This window comes from candidate division WWE3 bacterium (genome assembly GCA_026396615.1).
Taxonomy (GTDB): Bacteria; Patescibacteriota; WWE3; order JAPLWK01; family JAPLWK01; genus JAPLWK01.
Map to the genome: position 1 here is coordinate 82,983 of JAPLWK010000010.1, position 19,552 is coordinate 102,534.

Annotated in this window: 17 protein-coding genes, 1 tRNA gene and 1 pseudogene; 13 read left to right on the forward strand and 6 right to left on the reverse strand. The window is 40.9% G+C overall.

Going from position 1 to position 19,552, the window contains the following annotated elements:
* Positions 1–80: 80 nt before the first annotated feature.
* The 11 genes and pseudogenes from NT141_03360 (at position 81) to NT141_03410 (ending at position 13,353) form a co-directional block, all read left to right on the forward strand.
* Complete coding sequence (locus NT141_03360; protein MCX6784082.1) at positions 81–2,285, forward strand: DUF2079 domain-containing protein; 2,205 nt, start codon at positions 81–83, stop codon at positions 2,283–2,285.
* 68 nt (positions 2,286–2,353) lie between these two features.
* Complete coding sequence (locus NT141_03365; GenBank protein ID MCX6784083.1) at positions 2,354–3,853, forward strand: glycosyltransferase family 39 protein; 1,500 nt, start codon at positions 2,354–2,356, stop codon at positions 3,851–3,853.
* A gap of 3 nt (positions 3,854–3,856) precedes the next feature.
* Positions 3,857–5,062 (forward strand): glycosyltransferase, encoded by a 1,206-nt coding sequence (locus NT141_03370; protein ID MCX6784084.1) that lies wholly within the window; start codon positions 3,857–3,859, stop codon positions 5,060–5,062.
* Positions 5,059–5,790 (forward strand): glycosyltransferase, encoded by a 732-nt coding sequence (locus NT141_03375; GenBank protein MCX6784085.1) that lies wholly within the window; start codon positions 5,059–5,061, stop codon positions 5,788–5,790. The genes NT141_03370 and NT141_03375 overlap by 4 nt, the downstream gene beginning before the upstream one ends.
* 135 nt (positions 5,791–5,925) lie before the next feature.
* A pseudogene (locus NT141_03380) lies at positions 5,926–8,167 on the forward strand (ribonucleoside triphosphate reductase).
* Positions 8,164–8,880, forward strand: coding sequence for an anaerobic ribonucleoside-triphosphate reductase activating protein (locus NT141_03385; protein ID MCX6784086.1), 717 nt, complete (start codon positions 8,164–8,166; stop codon positions 8,878–8,880). The pseudogene NT141_03380 and the gene NT141_03385 overlap by 4 nt, the downstream one beginning before the upstream one ends.
* A 27-nt stretch (positions 8,881–8,907) precedes the next feature.
* Positions 8,908–9,345: a DUF4430 domain-containing protein gene (locus tag NT141_03390; protein MCX6784087.1), complete on the forward strand. Its 438-nt coding sequence runs from the start codon at positions 8,908–8,910 to the stop codon at positions 9,343–9,345.
* Positions 9,346–9,349: 4 nt separating this feature from the next.
* Positions 9,350–12,172: an isoleucine--tRNA ligase gene (gene ileS, locus NT141_03395; GenBank protein ID MCX6784088.1), complete on the forward strand. Its 2,823-nt coding sequence runs from the start codon at positions 9,350–9,352 to the stop codon at positions 12,170–12,172.
* Between the two features lie 13 nt (positions 12,173–12,185).
* Positions 12,186–12,476, forward strand: a complete 291-nt coding sequence (gene rplU / locus NT141_03400; GenBank protein ID MCX6784089.1) for a 50S ribosomal protein L21 — start codon at positions 12,186–12,188, stop codon at positions 12,474–12,476.
* 3 nt (positions 12,477–12,479) lie between these two features.
* Positions 12,480–12,731, forward strand: a complete 252-nt coding sequence (locus NT141_03405) for a 50S ribosomal protein L27 (protein ID MCX6784090.1) — start codon at positions 12,480–12,482, stop codon at positions 12,729–12,731.
* Between the two features lie 253 nt (positions 12,732–12,984).
* Positions 12,985–13,353 carry a hypothetical protein gene (locus NT141_03410; GenBank protein MCX6784091.1) on the forward strand — a complete coding sequence of 123 codons (369 nt, stop codon included), beginning with the start codon at positions 12,985–12,987 and terminating at the stop codon, positions 13,351–13,353.
* On the opposite strand, the gene NT141_03415 is transcribed toward NT141_03410, so the two are convergent.
* The 4 genes from NT141_03415 to NT141_03430 form a co-directional block, all read right to left on the reverse strand.
* Positions 13,316–14,497, reverse strand: a complete 1,182-nt coding sequence (locus NT141_03415; protein MCX6784092.1) for an ATP-binding protein — start codon at positions 14,495–14,497, stop codon at positions 13,316–13,318. The genes NT141_03410 and NT141_03415 overlap by 38 nt on opposite strands.
* 55 nt (positions 14,498–14,552) lie before the next feature.
* The gene (gene lepB / locus NT141_03420; protein ID MCX6784093.1) at positions 14,553–15,140 is read right to left on the reverse strand and encodes a signal peptidase I; all 588 of its coding nucleotides are present in this window, start codon (positions 15,138–15,140) and stop codon (positions 14,553–14,555) included.
* 74 nt (positions 15,141–15,214) lie between these two features.
* Positions 15,215–15,556: an ASCH domain-containing protein gene (locus tag NT141_03425; GenBank protein MCX6784094.1), complete on the reverse strand. Its 342-nt coding sequence runs from the start codon at positions 15,554–15,556 to the stop codon at positions 15,215–15,217.
* A gap of 9 nt (positions 15,557–15,565) precedes the next feature.
* A tRNA-Val gene (locus NT141_03430) sits at positions 15,566–15,642 on the reverse strand.
* Between the two features lie 61 nt (positions 15,643–15,703).
* On the opposite strand from NT141_03430, the gene NT141_03435 reads away from it, so the two are divergent.
* Positions 15,704–16,342, forward strand: a complete 639-nt coding sequence (locus tag NT141_03435) for an NYN domain-containing protein (protein ID MCX6784095.1) — start codon at positions 15,704–15,706, stop codon at positions 16,340–16,342.
* Positions 16,343–16,586: 244 nt separating this feature from the next.
* Positions 16,587–17,693, forward strand: a complete 1,107-nt coding sequence (gene tgt, locus NT141_03440) for a tRNA guanosine(34) transglycosylase Tgt (GenBank protein MCX6784096.1) — start codon at positions 16,587–16,589, stop codon at positions 17,691–17,693.
* Here tgt and rsmG read toward each other — a convergent pair.
* Both rsmG and NT141_03450 read right to left on the reverse strand, forming a co-directional pair.
* Positions 17,665–18,291, reverse strand: a complete 627-nt coding sequence (gene rsmG / locus NT141_03445) for a 16S rRNA (guanine(527)-N(7))-methyltransferase RsmG (protein ID MCX6784097.1) — start codon at positions 18,289–18,291, stop codon at positions 17,665–17,667. The two genes, tgt and rsmG, sit on opposite strands and share 29 nt — an antisense overlap.
* A gap of 11 nt (positions 18,292–18,302) precedes the next feature.
* Entirely contained in the window at positions 18,303–19,538 is a 1,236-nt protein-coding gene (locus NT141_03450; GenBank protein ID MCX6784098.1) for a hypothetical protein, read from the reverse strand.
* Between the last annotated feature and the right edge of the window lie 14 nt (positions 19,539–19,552).

Genomic DNA, 19,552 nt, shown 5'->3' on the forward strand with positions numbered 1-19,552 from the left:
CTAAGTTGCTTTTCTAGTCCATATTTTTAAATAGATAACAGAGTTTAATTATTGCTATAATATGCTGTTAACATTAATAAATGACTAGAGTTATTAGCATTAAAAATTTAGTAAGGAAGTTTTTAGCTTTGTTACCTTTTGGTATTTTGCTAACTTTCGGAGTGGTAATTTTTAAGGTTTCCACAAGGCTTCTTTTTTATAAATACGCCACATTCCAAACAAGTAAATTTGATCTAGGTATAATGGCCCAAACAGTTTGGAACACCGCGCATGGTCGGTTTTTTGAATTTACCGATCATTTTGGGACAAACATGTCTCAAGCCGCCACTCACACCGATTATTTAATGGTAATCTTCGCACCTCTTTTTTGGATTTGGAACGATCCTCGAGTACTTCTAGTAGCTCAAGCACTATTATTAACATCTTCCGTTATTCCCATATATCTTCTGATTAAAATAAAGACAAAATCTAATTGGCTTGGATTAATTTGGGGAATTATCTTTTTGGTTTACCCGGCTGTCGCCTTTTTACTTCTGTCCGACTTTCACAGCGTTACCTTAGTGATTCCATTATTCATTTGGGCCTTTTATTTTTTAGAAAAGAATTGGCTGATACCGTTTTTGATTGTTATTGGTCTTGCTTTGTTTGGCAAGGAAGAAATATCATTAATCGTTATATTTTTTGGGCTTTACATTGCCTTTTTTCGTCATAGAAAACATTTAGGACTGGCGGTAATTACTTGCGGAATCTTGTGGGCCATCGTTACTTTTGGTTTAATTATTCCTTCGTATGGCGGAATTCGTGAAAAGAGCTTCACTAGCTTTACAAACTACGCGTTGAGCGATCAATCTGAAATGTTTCGCACCGGTAACTCACAAAATTTCTTCTTAAATCGTTACGATCAGTTCGGCGATTCATATACGAATATTGCCTGGAATATCATTTCTAATCCAAAAAATACGCTTAGCGTTTTAATATCTTCTGAAAATAGAGACTATTTATTTAAAGTATTTGGTCCCCTAATTTTTATTCCAGCATTAAATTTACCAATTATTTTAATTACTTTGCCTGAGTTTGCCATTAACCTGCTTAGTAACAACTCTGCCATGAAAGGAATTAAACTGCAGTATATTTCATCAATTATTCCATTTTTATTTGTATCCTCTATTTTTTTCATAGCTTATCTAAAAAAGAGAGTACCTGGTAAGTTCTCATTGGTCTCTGTTTATTCCATCTCGCTTGTAGTTTTGGTAGCCTCTCTGTGGGCTTCTAGTAGGTTTAATAGTCCTTTATGGCCTTATTTAGAACATGGCGGGCCACTAATAAAGCTGGTTAGCTTCGTGAATAATTATTTTGATCACAATAACGGTTTAGCCAACACATCAGCCATTGAGTCTACAGATGAAAGCAATTTGAATATATCTCAAACTTCAGGGTTACCTGGAGGTGCAGGCACTTCGGATAATGCTAATTTGGTAGTAGTAAAAATAAAGACTAGTATTGGTAATTCCTATGAAGGCTTAGGTTTTAGTAATCCTAAGGATAGTGACACGGCGGAATATACGATAAAACAAATTCCGGAAAAGGCCTCTGTTTCGGCGCCTAATTTCTTGGGAGCTCAATTATCGCTAAGACCTTCCTTAGCCCTCTTTCCAGCTAATTATAAAGATGCTGATGATGTAGTGGTAGACTTGGCTTCTGATCAAGTTTTACATTCGGTTGATAATTTTAACATTACCCCTCTAATACCAAAGTTTGTAAGTGATCTTCTAAGTAATAATTCTTATCAAATTAAATACTTTGGTAACAGCTTAATTTTGTTTGAAAAGTCTTCATCTAATAATAATTTTAAAAAAGGCCTTGATTTTAATATAGAAGTTTTAGACACCGGAAGTTATTTAAAAGGATCGGAGATCAGTTACAACTCTGGATTGTCTTTACAGGACCCGTTATTTCCAGATCAACTCCTCATAAATTCTGATAATAAAATCACGCAAGTTTGGGCGATTAACCGGTATTTTAGCAATAAGCCGCTTATAATTACGACTAGTTTAGTCAATAAAGAGTCTCGAAAGGTTTTTCAACTGGTTAATTTAGCCAGTTATTCCCTAAATAAGACCGATACTTGGGATGCTGAGCATGTTTACAAAGAAACTCTAAATTTTAAAATTCCGAGTTTTGTGGCGCCTGGAAATTACGACTTAGTGGTTGGAATTAGTGATTTTGATAATAAAAACATAATTGAAGCCCGTTATATTAAAGAAGTTGTAGTAGTTACTCCTTAACCGTTAGAAGCAGACTAGTATTTCATGATAGACTATAGCTTAGTTGTACTCCTTTGGAACTTTTAAATATGGTCTATTTTCTTATTTTCTTAGCCACACTTTTTCCTCGAGTTTATAAAATAGGTTTTGATTTATTCAACACTGATGCCTTCTTTTGGAAAGAGAATACCTATAATTTCATTGGTTTATTTGCTGATCACAGGTTTGCCGACATGGCCATCACCCACCACCCTGGCGTAACACTCATGTGGCTGGGAGGAATCGGGATGAAGATTTTTCGGGGCTTGTACTTTGTTGTCAAACATGTGCCGGCTCCAAATACTCAAGCCGTCGTTTTGTGGACAAACTTCTCCCAGAATTTACCGATCGCGCTTGTTTGCACTGGGGCCGTCGCCGTCTCTTACTATTTAATCAAGCGGCTCTTTAATAATCAGCGTTTAGCTTTGGTTACGTCACTTCTGCTGGCGACTGAGCCGTGGTTGGTGGCTCATAGCCGAGTTTACAATACTGACGCTTTGATGACGTCTTTTATGTTTTTGTCGGTCTTAACTTTGTGGTTGGCTTTGTTGGAAACTAAATACATTAAATGGGCGGTACTTAGTGGCGTCTTTGCTGGTCTCGCTTTGTTGACCAAAAGTATCTCGTTATTTTTAATTCCGTTTTTACTGTTAAGTGTTGGGGCATTTGTAATCTTTAAGAAGTTGTCAATTAAGAAGGCCATGACCATCGTGTCGACCGTTGTTGCAGCATGCGTGGCAACGTTTTTAGTCGTCTGGCCGGCGATGTGGACGAGTCCTGTGTCGACATTAAAGCTTTACTGGAACGGGATCTTCTTAGAAGGGGATACTCGGCTTAATTTACATAACATGTTTGGGCATCCAACCATGAACCCAGGGCCGATTTTTTACCCATTAGCTTTTCTATTAAGATTTACTCCAGAATTAATTGCCGCTTTTGCTATTGGCTTGATACTCTTGATAAAGAGGATTAATAGGAGAGAAGGAGACAAAGATGAAACCAGTTTGTTTTTATTACTATCTTTAGGATTTATAGTTTTCTATATGTTAGAAATATCGCTGGCAACTAAAAAATTGGATCGGTATTTGCTGCCGGTTGTTCCCTTCGTCGCCTTAATTGCGAGTTACGCTTTTGTGCAGCTAAAAAAGAAAATATTATTAATTGTTTTAGGGGTAATATTAGCAATAAGGGTAATTGTTTTGGGTATATATCAACCGGACTATTTGGCTTATTATAACCCACTGCTTGGCGGTCCCACCGCTGGCTATAACTTTGATGGTGAATGGTGGGGAGAGGGGTATCACTTGGTTGGAAGTTGGATTAATGAGAAGTTAGAAGTTAGAGCGGTAGCGGCTTACGATAATCGCCAACTGCGCCCTTTTGTTAAAGATAATATTGCAGTTTATGATGCTGGCGATAAAAAATTGGATGCTAATAAGGTTGATTTATGGGTATTAAAATACAAAGATGGTGGTCGACAAGGTTTTCAGATTATAGATACTGTTAGCGTGGCTGGTTATCCGATGTGGGGAATTTACAAAAAGATTTAATATATGCGAATTATCTGTTTATCAAATCAGCTCTGGGACTGGCCGCTGTGGACTAATAAGCGGCAAGTTATGTCTAGGCTTGCGAACCTGGGGCATGAAGTCATCTTCGTGGATCCACCGATTAGGCTGCAGAAATTAGCGAAACAAATTAGTGAAGGAAAGTGGTCAGGCCAACGTCTTTTGACCGGGTCAAGAATTGTGAAAACAGAGTTTGGGGAAAACAAAGAAGTCTTAAATTACACTCCGATAACATTGTCATATTCTGAAGATCCAAATTTGGTTAGTTTTAATGTGGATCGGATAAATCGGTTGCGGGTTCAGCAGGTTGAACCCCTACGGTTGGGTCTAGATATGACTCAAGAAAAGACGGTGCTGTGGGTTTATAACGTTTCGATGCGCGAGTATGTTGATAAAATACCACATGATTACTTAATTTATGATTGCGTTGATAATTATCCGGCGATGGCGAATTATCAGCGGTTAGGATTGTCGGAAGCCGTCGCTAGTTGGGAAATTGAACTTGCCAAAAAGTCAGACCTGGTTTTTACATCAGCGCCCGGTCTTAAAAAGCGATTAAGCCAAATTAATCCAAAAACGTTCTTTATTCCTAACGCTGGCAATTATGAATTATTCTCGTCCGCCAGTCGAGAGCGCACGCCAATGCCGCCAAGCCTTGAAAATATACCCAGGCCGATTATTGGGTTTACGGGAACGATTGATGATTACAAGGTCGATGTTGAATTAGTAATCAAAGCGGCGAAGGCATTACCTAATTACTCGTTCGTTATTATCGGTCCGCATGGTGAGGCTGATAAATCACCAGATCTTAAAAAGTTGACAGTCCTACCAAACATTCACCTACTACCACAAGTAAAATACGACGATCAAGTGCCTTTCTACACTTATTTTGATGCTTTTATTATCCCGTACAGACTTAATGACTATACTATTGAGGGCTGCTTCCCCATAAAATTCTGTGATGCGCTGTCGTCCGGTCTTCCGGTTGTCGTCACCAATTTGCCGGCTTACGCTGATTTTAAAGATGTTTGCTATATTGGAGACTCTGATGAAGAGTTTGTTAAAATGATAAAGCAGGCAGTTGACGAAAATTCCGAAGAGCGTTGTGAGTCGCGTCGCGCGATTGCCAAGCAGAATTCTTGGGATGGAAAAGTGGCCCGTCAGTTAAATATTATCAGTGAGAATCTATGAGGCGACTTGAAATTGACATGCCGGTTTATAACGAAGAAGTAGATTTGCCGAAGAATATTCCGGTTTTATATGATTTTTGCGTTGCTAATTTACAGAATTATGATTGGTCAATTAAGATTGTTGACAATGCTTCCAAAGATAACACTTGGAATGTCGTTTCTGAGTTGTCACTAAAGTATCTCGGGAAAGTAAGCGGTCTTAAACTTGATCGCAAGGGTCGAGGTTGGGCGTTGCGACAAGCGTGGACGACGTCTAAGGCTGACTATGTATCCTACATGGACATTGACTTGTCTTCAGACCTCGCGACTTTTCCGAAACTGCTCCGTCTTTTGGATGACGGGTACGATATGGCTGTCGGGTCCCGAAACATGCGAGAGTCCGAAGTCATCGGTCGAACGCTGCTGCGAGAAATCATGTCACGGACTTACATTACCCTCGTTAAATTAATGCATGGCACGCATGTTTCCGATACCCAGTGTGGTTTTAAGGCCTTACGCCGCAGTGCTTTCATAAAAGTTGAGCCGGTGATTGAAAATAATTTGTGGTTTTTTGATTCGGAAATGGTGATTTTGTTTGAAAAAGTGAGCTTTAAAGTCAAAGATGTTCCGATCAAATGGGTTGATGACCGTCATACTACGGTAAAAATTGCCAAGGACTCTTACGAGGAATTTAGCGGTCTTACGCGTCTTCTTAGAACTAAACCTTGGAAGGCTTTAACAACTTCATAAACACGCTATTGACCTTAGGTCTCATCGGATTAAAACTAATACACAGATTCAACTGCCTCAAATATAAATTTCACTGCCCGTGAAAAAGTATTTTTTGTTGCGCTCTGACTTTTTAGTCGGTGCCTTATTTATTGTATGCAAAAAACTTTAAAATCAACGATTAAAAAAGTTAAAAAACGTAATGGGGAATTGGTGTCTTTTAGTGTCACTAAAATAGAGAAAGCAATTAGTGCCGCTCTTAAATCTTCGGGAGCCCAAGATAAAAAGTTAGCGACTGACTTGTCTAAAAAAGTCCTAAAGGACTTAGAACAACGTTTTAATTCCACGATCACTCCGGAAGTGGAGCAAATCCAAGATATTATTGAAAAAGTGCTTTTGGCTGAGGGTTTAGAGCGAGCCCACCAAGCTTTCACTTTATACCGAGAATTACACCGAAAAACTCGAGATATTACAAGTTTAGTTGATTCCGATGAGCTGATCCGCAAATATTTAAATCAACAGGACTGGCGGGTTAAGGAAAACGCCAATATGACCTATTCATTGCAAGGCCTTAACAACCACGTGGCCAGTATTATTTCTTCTAACTTTTGGCTTAATCAGATCTACACTCGCGAAATTCGCAAAGCTCACGTCCAGGGCGATATTCATATACACGATTTGGCGCTACTCTCGCCTTATTGCACCGGCTGGGATCTCAAGGATTTTTTGATAAAGGGTTTTGGTGGGGTGCCTGGGAAAGTCAGCAGCAAACCGCCAAAACATCTGTCAACGGCCCTAGGGCAACTGGTCAACTTTTTCTATACGATTCAGGGAGAGGTGGCCGGGGCGGTGGCAATTTCTAACTTTGACACATATCTGGCGCCGTTTATTCGCTACGATAAATTATCGTACAAGGAGTTAAAGCAGAATATACAGGAATTTGTTTTTAACATGAACGTGCCCACTCGCGTTGGCTTTCAAACGCCATTTACCAACGTCTCCCTCGACTTAAAACCAACGAAAACGGTTGGTGAAGAAGCCGTCATAATCGGCGGCGAAGTGGTTGACGCGAAATACAAGGATTTTCAGTTAGAAATGGATTTGTTTAATCGGGCCTTCGCCGAAGTCATGATGGAAGGTGATAGCCAGGGCCGGGTCTTCACTTTTCCAATTCCCACTTACTCAATAACTAAAGATTTTGATTGGGAAAATAAAAATCTGGAACCGGTGTGGGAAATGACTCGCAAATATGGACTGCCATACTTTTCTAATTTTGTAAACTCCGATATGGATCCAGACGACGCTCGTAGCATGTGCTGTCGACTAAGATTAGATAATCGAACTTTGCGTCGCCGAGGAGGTATGTTTTCCGCTAATCCCCTAACCGGAGCAATTGGCGTCGTCACTATTAATCTCCCTCGCATCGGATATCTTGCTCATAAAGAAAAAGGGGAGGGAGAAGCCGCGAAAAAGAAGTTCTTCAGTTTACTCGGCCAACTTTTAGACATCTCTAAAGACTCACTGGTCATAAAACGAGCGGAAGTTGAGGATTTAACCGTGCGGGGTTTGTACCCATATTGTCGTTACTACCTGGAAGACATCCACCTGCGAAACGGCGTTTATTGGCGAAATCATTTTAATACGATTGGGATTAATGGGATGAATGAGGCGCTCATTAACCTTTTTGGGAAGACGATTTCCGATCCTGAAGGCAAAGAGTTTGCTCTGGAAGTCATGGATTATATTCGGGAGAAGATTTTAATTTATCAAAAAGAGACTGGGGAAATGTTTAACCTGGAGGCAACCCCGGCCGAAAGTACCGCTTACCGCTTTGCTAAAATAGATAAAGCTCGCTTTGGGGATATTATCGTGGCTAACGAAGAGGCTTACCAAAAGCAAAAGGCGGCGCCTTTTTATACTAACTCGACCCATTTACCGGTTGACTACACCACAGATATTTTCGAGGCTCTTGATCATCAAGATGATCTACAGGCGAAATATAACGGGGGAACAGTGATTCACGGATTTATGGGGGAGAGTTTGCCAGACACCAGGTCGGTTAAAGCACTTGTCAAAAAGATCAGTAGCAATTACAAACTGCCATATTTCTCAATCACCCCCACTTTTTCGATATGCCCGAAGCACGGCTACTTAAAAGGGTCTCACGAATTTTGTCCACTGTGTGATGAAGAAATTGGTTATGGAAATGTAGAGGAGGTGACTCCTGTTTATGCCAAAAAAGTCGGTCGATCCAAAAAATCTTGAAGAGCAAAGAACTCGTTGTGAAGTCTACTCCAGAATCGTGGGGTACCTGCGCCCGGTCGTTCAGTGGAACGATGGTAAAGCCGCAGAATTTTCGATGCGCCAGACCTACACAAATGGTCTAAAAGAGTCATGACACTGGGGGGCCTTCAAAAAACCACTCTGGTTGACTTCCCAGGACGCGTCGCTTGTACAGTATTTACGGTCGGCTGCAATTTTCGCTGTCCCTTTTGCCACAATCGAGATTTAGTGACAAGTTCCAAGTTCCAGGAATCCAAGATCCAAGTTATTTCTCAAGAAACCTTTTTCGAATTCCTTAAAGGCCGGATCAAAATTTTAGATGGGGTTTGTATCACCGGTGGTGAGCCGACGTTGCAGCCGGATCTAGAAGATTTTTGTCGAAAAATTAAGTCGCTAGGTCTCCTCGTTAAGCTTGATACCAATGGCGGTCACCCAGAAATCGTTAAAAAGCTTTTAGATCAGAAACTACTTGATTTTATCGCGATGGATTTAAAGGGACCATGGGAAGATTATTCGAAAATTAGTAAATTTGAGCAGGTTGAATTGGTCAAGCAGACGATTCTTTTGACTGTCAAAAGTAATTTAGAATATGAATTTCGGACAACTGTTGTGCCGGATCTCCACTCCGAAAATTCGTTAATAAAACTCGCTTCAGATTTAGTAAAACTGACGGGTTGCAGTGATCATGATTACTTCCTACAGAACTTTAGAGGGGTTAGTTGTTTGGACAGTTCTTACAACGATCGACCTGGGTTTTCGTCAACCCAGCTTCAGAGTCTGCGAGACGCGGTTGCAAAGATTCTGCCAAAAACTAAAACTCGAGAATAATTGCTATAAATTGTATACTAAACACTTATGAATACTAAAAAGTTATTTATGTTGGGCTATGGAGTCATTGCTATTGTCTCCTTGGTGGTAGTTGGATTCCTGGTTTATCGGGCTTACTCGTTTGATAAAACTTTAAAAAATAGTGACGCTGTTGCCACAACGCTTCCTGTAACTGCTAATTTAAGAATTGATTTTGGTGAAAATAAATTCGCGACATACTTAGCAATTCAGGTCAACAGCCCAGCAACAGTTCTTAAATTAATTCAAGCCCCTGCCACCAAAGATTTAAATTTGGTAATAGAAGTCAAGCCTCTAGGAACATTAATAAAAAGCATTGCCGGTAAAACGGCCAGCAACGGCTATTTTTGGTTGACCTACGTTAATGGCATTGTTACGCCTTCTGGGGTCGACAGTATTGCGGTCGCCAGCGGCGATTTAATAGAAATTAAGTATAATAAGCTCTAAACCTATGTTTAAAGAGCTTTCTACAAACGAAAAAATCTCAGATCGCGACGCTCGTTTAATCCAATTTTGGCAGGAAAATAAAATATTTGAGAAATCTGTTTCGGAGCGTTCGGCCGATAATTCCTACGTCTTTTATGATGGTCCGCCTTTCATTTCGGGACTACCGCACTACGGTCACTTACTCGGTTCAATAGCTAAAGACATTATTCCCCGATATTGGACTATGAAAGGTAAAAGAGTTGAACGTGTTTGGGGTTGGGATGCTCACGGCTTAACGGTAGAAAATAAGGTTCAAAAAGAGCAGGGAATTAAGAATCGCCGCGATATTGAAAAGTTTGGGGTTAAAAAGTTTGTTGACGCTTGTTATGAATACACTTCCCGCATTTCTTCAGAGTGGGGTTGGTATATTGATAGGATCGGCCGCTGGGTTGACATGGAGCACGCCTATAAAACGACTGATCAGACTTACATGGAAAGTACTATCTGGGCCTTTAAGCAGTTGTATGATAAAGGCCTAATTTACGAAGGCTTACGGACGTCATTATTTTGCCCAACTTGTGGAACGCCTGTCTCTAACTTTGAAGTGGGGCTTGATGACTCCTATAAAGACGTAGAAGATCCGGCGGTGACTATCGAATTCCCAATTACTTCCGAAGGACCCTTTAAGGGATCTGTCATTTTGGCTTGGACGACTACACCGTGGACATTGCCTTCTAATGAAGCCTTGGTCATTGATCCGGAAGCTATCTACGTCGAATTTGAGGGTCAGACTGAGGGTAGCAGGTTTATTGTCGCCAAACCACGACTCGAATCTGTAAATGCTGGTGATACTTATAAAGTGATAAGAGAGTTTAAAGGCCGGGATCTTTTGGGTCTTACTTACGAACCACCGTTCCGTTTCTTTAAAACTTCAGATAACGCCTATAAAGTCTACGAATTTTCGGGGATGGTGAACATGGAAGATGGCACTGGAATCGTCCACAGCGCTCCGGGCTTTGGAATAATTGATACCGAAATGGGCCGTCACTTTGGGTTGTCTTTGATGCAGACTATCAATGACGATGGTAAATTTGCGGCTGGTGATAATGGGGCGAATCCTTACGAAGGTCTTTTCTATAAAGCGGCGGATAAGCTAATCATGGAGGATCTTGCTAAACCAGAACTCAACCGTCTTTTCAAGAGTGCGCGAATTACCCACCGTTTTCCTTATCACGATCGTTGTGACACTTTGCTTATCCAACGAGCTCAGCATTCCTGGTTTGTTAATGTTTCCGGACTAAAAGAGGCAATGCTTAAAAATAATCAGGATATCAACTGGGTTCCGGAGCATATTAAAGCCGGCCGTTTTGCATTGGGAATTGAGCAGGCGCCAGATTGGTGCATTTCACGAAATCGCTTTTGGGGCACCCCGATGCCAGTGTGGGAGTCTGCGGATGGCGATCGGATTGTTGTCTCATCTATTAACGAAATCGAAGAGTTGTCCGGTCAAAAGGTAGTTGATCTGCACCGTCCAGCTATTGACGACATTGTGCTTCACAAAGACGGCAAAGATTATAAACGTCGCTCGGAAGTCCTGGATTCTTGGTTTGAAGCCGGTTCCATGCCGTACGCCCAGTTCCACTATCCCTTTGAGAATAAAAAGAAGTTCGAAAAGAATTATCCCGGCGATTATATCGTTGAATATATTGCTCAAACTCGAGCTTGGTTCTTCTTCATGCACACTCTCTCGACGGCCCTGTTTGGCAGTAATTCTTTTAAAAACGCGATTTGCACCGGGGTGATGGCTGGCAGTGACGGTCGCAAGATGAGCAAGTCGTACAATAATTACGCTGACCCTAAAGGAGTTATAGAAAAATACGGTGGTGACGCCCTTCGTCTCTATTTAATGAACTCGCCGCTTATGATTGGCGAGAACGCTAATTTTGATGAACAAGGCCTTAAAACAAAGGCAAATAATGTCATCAACCCGCTTATCAACTCTCTCAAATACTTTGTGACCTACGCCAATCTAAATAATTGGAGTCCGACGTCGCACGTTTCGTCTGAGGACGTTTTAGATCAGTGGATTACGGCTCGTCTTAATCAAACAACTAGCGTAGTGGCTAGTAATATTGAGTCTTACACTGTGCCAGCAGCCGTTGAAGCCGTCGAAACCTTTGTTGATGATCTGTCACGTTGGTATGTTCGCCGTTCCCGCAGTCGAATTTCTAGTGGTGACAATGCGGCTCTTTCGACACTTTACAATGTACTCTTAACTTTTTCTAAAGTCGCAGCGCCGATAATTCCATTTGTATCCGAAGAGATTTATTTAGCACTTCGCGAGAATAATTCTGAGGAATCGGTTCATCTTTGTAGTTTTCCAATATGTATTGAAAGTGACGAGTCAGAGATTATAAATAAAATGCGAGATACTCGGGAAATTGTTTCGAAAGCCCTGTCACTGCGGACAGAAAAGAAGATAAATGTTCGTCAGCCATTACGTTTACTCGAAGTAAAAACTAAATACAACAATTATTATAAAGAAATAATTATGGAAGAGGTAAATGTGAAAGATGTGACATCGTCCCAAATCGACGAGGACATTAAACTCGACATTGTAATCACGCCTGAATTAAAGGTTGAAGGTGATGCTCGAGCTTTAACTCGTGAGCTGCAAGATTTGCGGAAAGAGGCGGGGTTAACACCAGCTGACACCGTCGTCGCTGATTTCGCGGATACCCTAGAGAATAAGCTAGCAGTCGAGAAATTTGGTGAAGAGATTAAAAATAAGGTGCGGGCAGTGGCTTTAACGCCTGGCGCCTTGACAAAAGTCGTCAAGACAACGTAGAATGAGGCTTCTTATGGATTTTGCAATTATTCGTTTCAATGGGAAACAGCACACCGTCACTAATGGCGATGTGTTCAAGGTACAGCGAACTAACGCTTCGGTGAAGCCGGAAGTTCTGCTTTGGTCCGCGGACGGTAAAGTAGAAATCGGTACCCCCACTTTAACTGGTCATGAAGTTAAAATTGAGATTTTGGAAGATAAATTAGATAAAAAGGTAAATGTTAGTCGGTTTAAAGCCAAGTCTCGCGAGCGTAAGCACAAAGGATTTCGGCAGCCGATTAGCGCCGTTAAGATTAGCATTTAATTTATGGCTCATACTAAAGCTGGGGGCAGTAAAGCTCGTCAACGTAGCAATATATCCGGTCACCGCTTAGGAGTGAAGCTTTACGGTGGGGAAGTGGTTAAGACCGGTCAAATCATCATTCGCCAAGTGGGGATGAAGTACCGCCCGGGAGAAAACGTCTCCAAAGGTCGCGACTTCACCCTCTTCGCCCTCAAAGACGGTACCGTTGTCTTTTCCCAAGACGTCCTCAAACGCCCAGTCGTTTCGGTCCAATAGATTTCAGGAGGTTAACCGCCTTTGGCGGTGTGGCTCAACTAAGCAATGCTTAAGAGCGCCCGAAGTTGTTTACACTATTAGTGTAGGTAACTTCTGGCGCTTTTGTGGTTTAATAAGGAGGTGATTTTATGGCTAATGATAGTCAATTTAAGTTAAAAACAAAATATATAGGAACTAGAGGCGTTTTTGAATATCGCCAGTCGATTAGTACTTGGATAAAACCTTGGGATAATGTCCTAGAAATAGGTTGTGAATGGGGCACGACTTCGGTTCTGATACACATGTCTGTAAGAATTTGATTGCGACAGACATTAGCTCTGAGTGCTTGGAAAAGGCGAGGATAATGTACCCGGAGATCAGATTTGAGGTCTTAGATGCCTTTAATACTAAGGACGCCCTAAAACTTGGAGATAGCTTTACTAAAATTTACATCGATATGTCGGGAATTTCCGGTTACCGGTCAGTTTTAGACGCATTAGCGCTTTTAAATAACTACGCGACATTGTTTGAACCAGAGGCAATTATTATCAAGAGCGGATCGATTAAGAATTTGGCAGCCCATTTGATACCATGGCCGCCTTGTCTTATCCCAAAATTGATCCGCCCCAAATATAGTCAGTGAAGCGTGGTGAGTGGTGGCGGCCAATTAATCTACAATTTGTCAGTCCTGAGTTTTCAGTTAATCGCGAAAGTGTTGGCAGATCGCTTTTAGTTGGCGTTTCTTTGGTTTCCAGGGCTAACTTGCTATTTAAGATAAAGTCAATTTCATTACCGGTTTTTAAGGCGTAGTACTGCAAGGTTCCGATTTTTGACAGTTGATTAAAGACCGTATTTTCAAACTGAGCACCGCCGGAAAGCTCGGCTAAACTGTTGGCTAGGCCAGTATCGCAAAAATAAAGTTTTCGAGTTTTAACAATTTCTCTGTCAACGCTCTTTGTAAAGACTGGAATAGTGCTAATCAGATAAGTCTTTTCAAAAAACGAGATGTAATTACTAACAGTAGGTCTGGAAAGGCCAACTAGTCTCGATAGAGTACTGTACTCGATGCGGCTGCCAACCCGGCCCGCGAGTAGCTTGGCTAGCGAATAAAGATTTCGCTCATCGGCAAAATCTGCCAGAGAGCGGATGTCAATGTTGACGTACGATGACATAATGTCGAGGAGCAGATCCTTCTTCTCACTTTCCGACGACGCTAGGACCACTTGGGGGAAGCCTCCAAAGTGGATATACTCTTCATAGTAAGAATTCAGACGGTCGTATTCTATTTTATTAAACGGCTTCTTTTGCCAAGCAGTTCCAGAAAATTTTACACCCTTAAATATTAAGAATTCGCCAAAATCTAGAGTTGATAATTCAAAAATTTTCTTACGACCGGCTAGTGACTCCGAGAAAAGATTCTTGAGATAGTAAGAGCTGGATCCGGTAACGATAAATTTAATATTGTGGTGGTCGACCAGATATTTTATGGCGCTGGGGCTATCGGGGGCGAGTTGGATCTCGTCTATGGCCACTATCATTTGTTTGTCTTTTGACAGACCTTGGGCAATAAAAGCCTCGTAAATAGCTTCGTAATTTTTTTGTTGAAATAATTCTCGAATGTCCGGCCTCTGTAAATCAAGATAAAGTGAGTTTTTATTTTTACTATCAGTAAGTAGCTCTTTAACCAACGTCGTCTTCCCTGTCCGACGCATGCCGGTAAGTACAGTTACCAGCGGTGACTTTAAGTGAGCTAAAAGTTGAGGGTAGATTTTTCTTTGAAAAGTCATATGTAACTATTACTTTACAAATAGTTATACTTTCTGTCAAGTTGGACTTGCAGGCCTAATTTAGGCTGTAGGTAGGATCATTAATGACGAGGCCTTTGCTTGATGGCGGCCAGAGACGAAGCATTGCTCTGCCTACCATGAACTTCATGTCGACTAGTCCCCATTCGCGGCTATCGCTGCTCACTTCGCGATTATCTCCAAAGACCAAATAATTGTCGGCGGGAACAGTGTAGGGAGTTTCGTTTGGTAAGAAGGCCCTGCCAAAAGTAATTACTTCTTTAGGAATATAAGGCTCTGGCATCTGGACCCAACCGGATGCCTCTTTTATAAAAACTTTTCCGTCACTAATTTTAAGAGTGTCACCAGGTAGCCCAATCACTCTTTTTATGTACTCATACTCTGGCGCTTTGGGGTATTTAATAATGACTACCTCACCGCGCACCGGCTTTCTAAAAAGCAAGTAGGTCAGTTTGTCTGTAAGAACGTATTCTTTGTCAGTAAAATTGGGGAGCATGGAATCGCCAATTACTTGATGTGTCTGGAAGACGAAAATGTAGGAGATTACAAAAATAGTGAGGGAAATGACGATTATTTCAAGCACATCAAGCAGTAAACTACCAATATTGTGAACCAATTCGGTCATAAAGAGTATCTTAGCTTATTCTAGTCTAATAATAAATAATGACCTGTTTACTTGTATAAGCAGGTCATTGTTGTTTATTCAACCAACTTAATTTCAATTGCCAATACACCCCACTTCTTTTCGTCGTCCTCCGAATAATATTTACGCATATCACTGGCAGCTTGTTCTGGTGTCGTGTCACTTGACCAACCAGCAAGCTTTGGACAAACTTTCTCAAATAACTCGACGAAGTTGCTGGCGATTGTTAAATTGATAACGGCTACCTCTAGAACCTCGTCACCACAGGTAAATCGAATGCGGTCTCCCGGTTTTATTAATCTCCTCTTCTCATCATTTAATCTAATCTCTTGTGTCTTTAGCCTGTTCAGGATTTCCTGAAACGCTTCGGGGTTTAGTTTCATGTCGAAAGTGTTCATATTATCTCCTGGTGGACCCGAGTGGACTCGAACCACTGACCTTTGCAATGTGAATGCAACGCTCTAACCAACTGAGCTACGGATCCAAGGCGCCTTCATTTTATCACACGGATCTAGTACAATGAGTGACGGTTAGGCAATAAACATATGTCCCTTCCAAAAACTTACGCTTTCATTGATGCATCAAACTTGTTTTACGGAGGTGAGAAGAGTTTGGGTTGGAAAATAGACTATCTAAAGTTATTAAAATATCTGAAAGATAAATACAATGTTTCACAGATTTATTATTTTGGTGGTGTTGAGACATACGAATATAAACACGATTATTTAAGGCACTATACAGTTCCCTTGACTGACTTAGAAAAAGATTTAGTCGGTTTTATAAAAAAGGAAGGAAAACATTTAGATGAAGCAAAGCTACTTCTGATCTCAAAACATCTTCAAAGGATTAGATTTTATCTAAAGCTCCAAAAATTTGGCTATAAATTGTTTCTAAAACCGGTTAAAACATACCATAGTGATGATGGTTCTACTCAACGAAAAGCCAATTGTGACGTAGAAATGGCCTTTTATTTGATGAAAGAGAAAGATGATTATAAAAGAGTTTTAGTGTTATCGGGTGATGGTGATTTTCTACCAGTTCTTAAATACCTGCGAGAGCAGAAGAAGGAGGTAATTATTTTGGCTCGTGGGCCTCGGACTGCCCGTGAAATCCGCCAATTTGCCGGTAGTAACTTTAGGGATTTTGTGAGATTAGAAAATGAAATAAAGTTTGAGAGAAAATAAAAAAGAAGCGGACATACGAGATATCCGCCTCATGTTTAGTATCTCCATTATATCAAGATTTGGATAACAAATCAAATACGGCTTATTTATGGCAATACAGCGTGATAGAAAAATTGATATACGATTAAGACTTATCATCATCAAAGACGGCTTTCCTCGTCAGGGTATTTATTTATCTAATTTAGGTTAGATTTATTAAGTTTGCCGGATTCCGGCTCAGGGGCCGGAATGACTAAATTTCTATATGGCTTACTTAAAAAACGCACAAGTGAATGGTAAAGAAATGATTTTTCCGACGTTTTTTCCGGACGCCACGCGGGCGGTGGTGCGGAGTTGTGATTCCCTTGATCTTTTATCATCTCATGTTGAAGGCTTGATTGTTAACACTTACCACCTTATGACGGAGCCGGGGACGTCGGTTTTAGAGGAAGCCGGTGGGGTCAAAAAGTTCATGAACTGGCCGGGATTTATAATTTCCGATTCCGGTGGCTTTCAACTGCTTTCCATGATTTACAAAAACAAGTCACTAGGGACTATTTCCGATAACGGCGTTGTTTTTCACCAAAGCTCTTCCGGTCAAAAAAAGAAATACGAATTTACTCCCGAAAAGTCGATTCAAGTTCAGTTTGCGATTGGAGCCGACATCATGATTTGCCTCGATGATTGCCCATCGGCCAAAGCCAAACCGGACGAAGTAAAATTAAGTGTTGATCGGACTTTAGCCTGGGCGAGGCGCTGTAAAGATGAATTTGAGCGTCAACTTGAGTTGCATCATTTCACTGCCGATAAACGTCCACTGCTTTTTGGGGTCGTCCAAGGAGCGCACGACAAGAAAGAACGAGAGCGGTGTGCCGAGGGTCTAATCGAAATTGGCTTTGATGGCTATGGCTTTGGCGGCTGGCCGCTGGATGAGCTGCACGAGGTCAACTTCGAAATTTTAGAGTTTACAGCATCGTTAATGCCGGACGATAAGCCCAAATACGCTCTGGGACTCGGGAGTCCTTCCGACATCGCACGCCTTGTTGGTTTCGGCTATCAAATTTTTGACTGCGTATTGCCTACTCGCGATGCTCGTCACGAAAGGCTTTATGTCTTTAAAACAGATCCCGCCGGTCAAAATTTATTAGAAAATCCTGATTGTACTAAGTACGTCCAAATTGGGCGGGAGGAGTATTTTAGGGATAGACAACCGATTAGTGAATTTTGTGATTGTGTGGCTTGCCAGAACTATTCTAAGTCTTATATCCAACATTTATTTAGGTTAGAAGAGTTTACTGCTGGAAGACTGGCAACGATTCACAATTTACGAACGTACACTAAACTCATCGAGAACTTGAGGCGGGTTGTTTAGCAATCATTACGAATATCTTCGTCTCTTGAGGTAACGTCACAACATTTAGGTTCGGATTAGCTTTAGTAAAAGCGTCGACGACCTCTACTTCGGACAGGCCTTTTTGGGTGATTAGCCAACCGTTTTTGTTTAGTAAAAACAGATTTGGGCTTACAAGGCGCTCCAAAGGGGCTACAGCGCGGGCAGTGGCAATATCGAACGTCCCCCAGTATCTTTCATCTTTAACTAAGTCCTCGCTTCTGGCGTTAACCACATCAACATTGACTAAATTTAACCTTTTAACTATTTCGTTTAGAAACAAACATTTTTTACCAACCGATTCCACCAGCGTTACCTTTAAATAAGGGTAAACAATGTTTAGAGGAATTCCCGGGAAGCCGGCGCCGCTACCTATGTCTAGAATTTTTAATGGTTGGTTAATATTTAGACCGCACTCTTTAATTGCGGTGGCAAATGAAAGCGAATCTTCAAAATGTTTGCGGTCAATTTCAGCTGGATCCGTAACTGCCGTCAAATTAAACTTCTGATTCCACGCAATTAATAGTTGCTTGTAGGTAAAAAATTTATCTTGTTGTGAGGTTGTTAATTTATTTAGCATTTGCCTATTTTCTAAAGGTTAAACTTTGCTAATTCGATAGGGTCGAAACTTTTAGCGGCGTTAACGAATATTCCTGGATCAAGTTTAGCCCTTTGGGGGTAACGAAAGGTGAAATCTAGAGTATACAAAGTAGCTTCGATCACAAAACTAATCAAAACCAAGCTACTAAGTACCTTATTGCCTTGTGTTTTAAGGTAACATATGCCATAGACCATAATAATAATTATAAAAGGTAAAATATTAGCAATTCGTAATAAATGTGGCTGGTTATCAAAAGTTAGAATCGAGGCAACGGGGGAAATTAAAGTAGCTAGAATAATGAAGATTGCCCAGCGATCTTTCACAAGACACTTTTTAATGAGAACTGTTATTCCTAAGATTAGAAATGGAATAGTACTAATCAAAAGTAAGCCTCTAAATTGTGAAGAGAAGAGTAGGTCGCGACTGCCACTGATGAATAAAAATTGGGGTGACAGAATTTTTAAAATATTATCTAAAAGTGATTGTAGCATATTAGGTCTAGACAAAATTGAGATTTGGCTAAGCCGATTTAGAACGATCGCCATATTTTGTGAAGCACTCACGATAAAAGGAATTACTGTGATGATAAAAACTGCCGACGTAAATATTCGATCACGATTGTTTTTAATAATAATGATTACTGCTAGCCCACAATAAAGCCAAGCTAGTAAACGTGCTGTTGGGTAGGAGTAGACAGTTAATCCCCAGATAAACCCAGATGCTACAATGAGCGCTTCTTTTTTTGAATTTAATAGAAGTAAAGCTAAGGCTATTAGAGTAGGGAAAACCACAACCTCGAAACCAAGATGACTAAGACTAACTAACCCTGGAGTAAAAAGTACTAAAATTCCAGCAAGTAGGCTGACTTTTATTTCCTTAAATATTTTAAATGCTAGTAAGGTCATAACTACCGCTAATCCGATTCCCCAGAGGGCGGATTCAAGCCGAATCGTCTGGAGGCTCAGCCCGAATATTTTTATTAGTGGTACCAGTAAATATATGAAAATTGGACTTTTGTATTCGCCGAAAGCTTTAAAGAAGATTGGAAAGCGTACGCCCCATTGATCAGAGCCGGTTCTTAGTATATCGCCAGCGTTCATCCCAATTGAGGCCTCATCGGCTGTTAACACCGGGGGAATATTCCAAGTTTGAAGTCTGAAATAAATCCCAAGGACAAAAATTACTAGCAGCAAGCCGGTTGTCAGTTTTGACTGTAAAGACTCCATAGCTCTGCTATTAT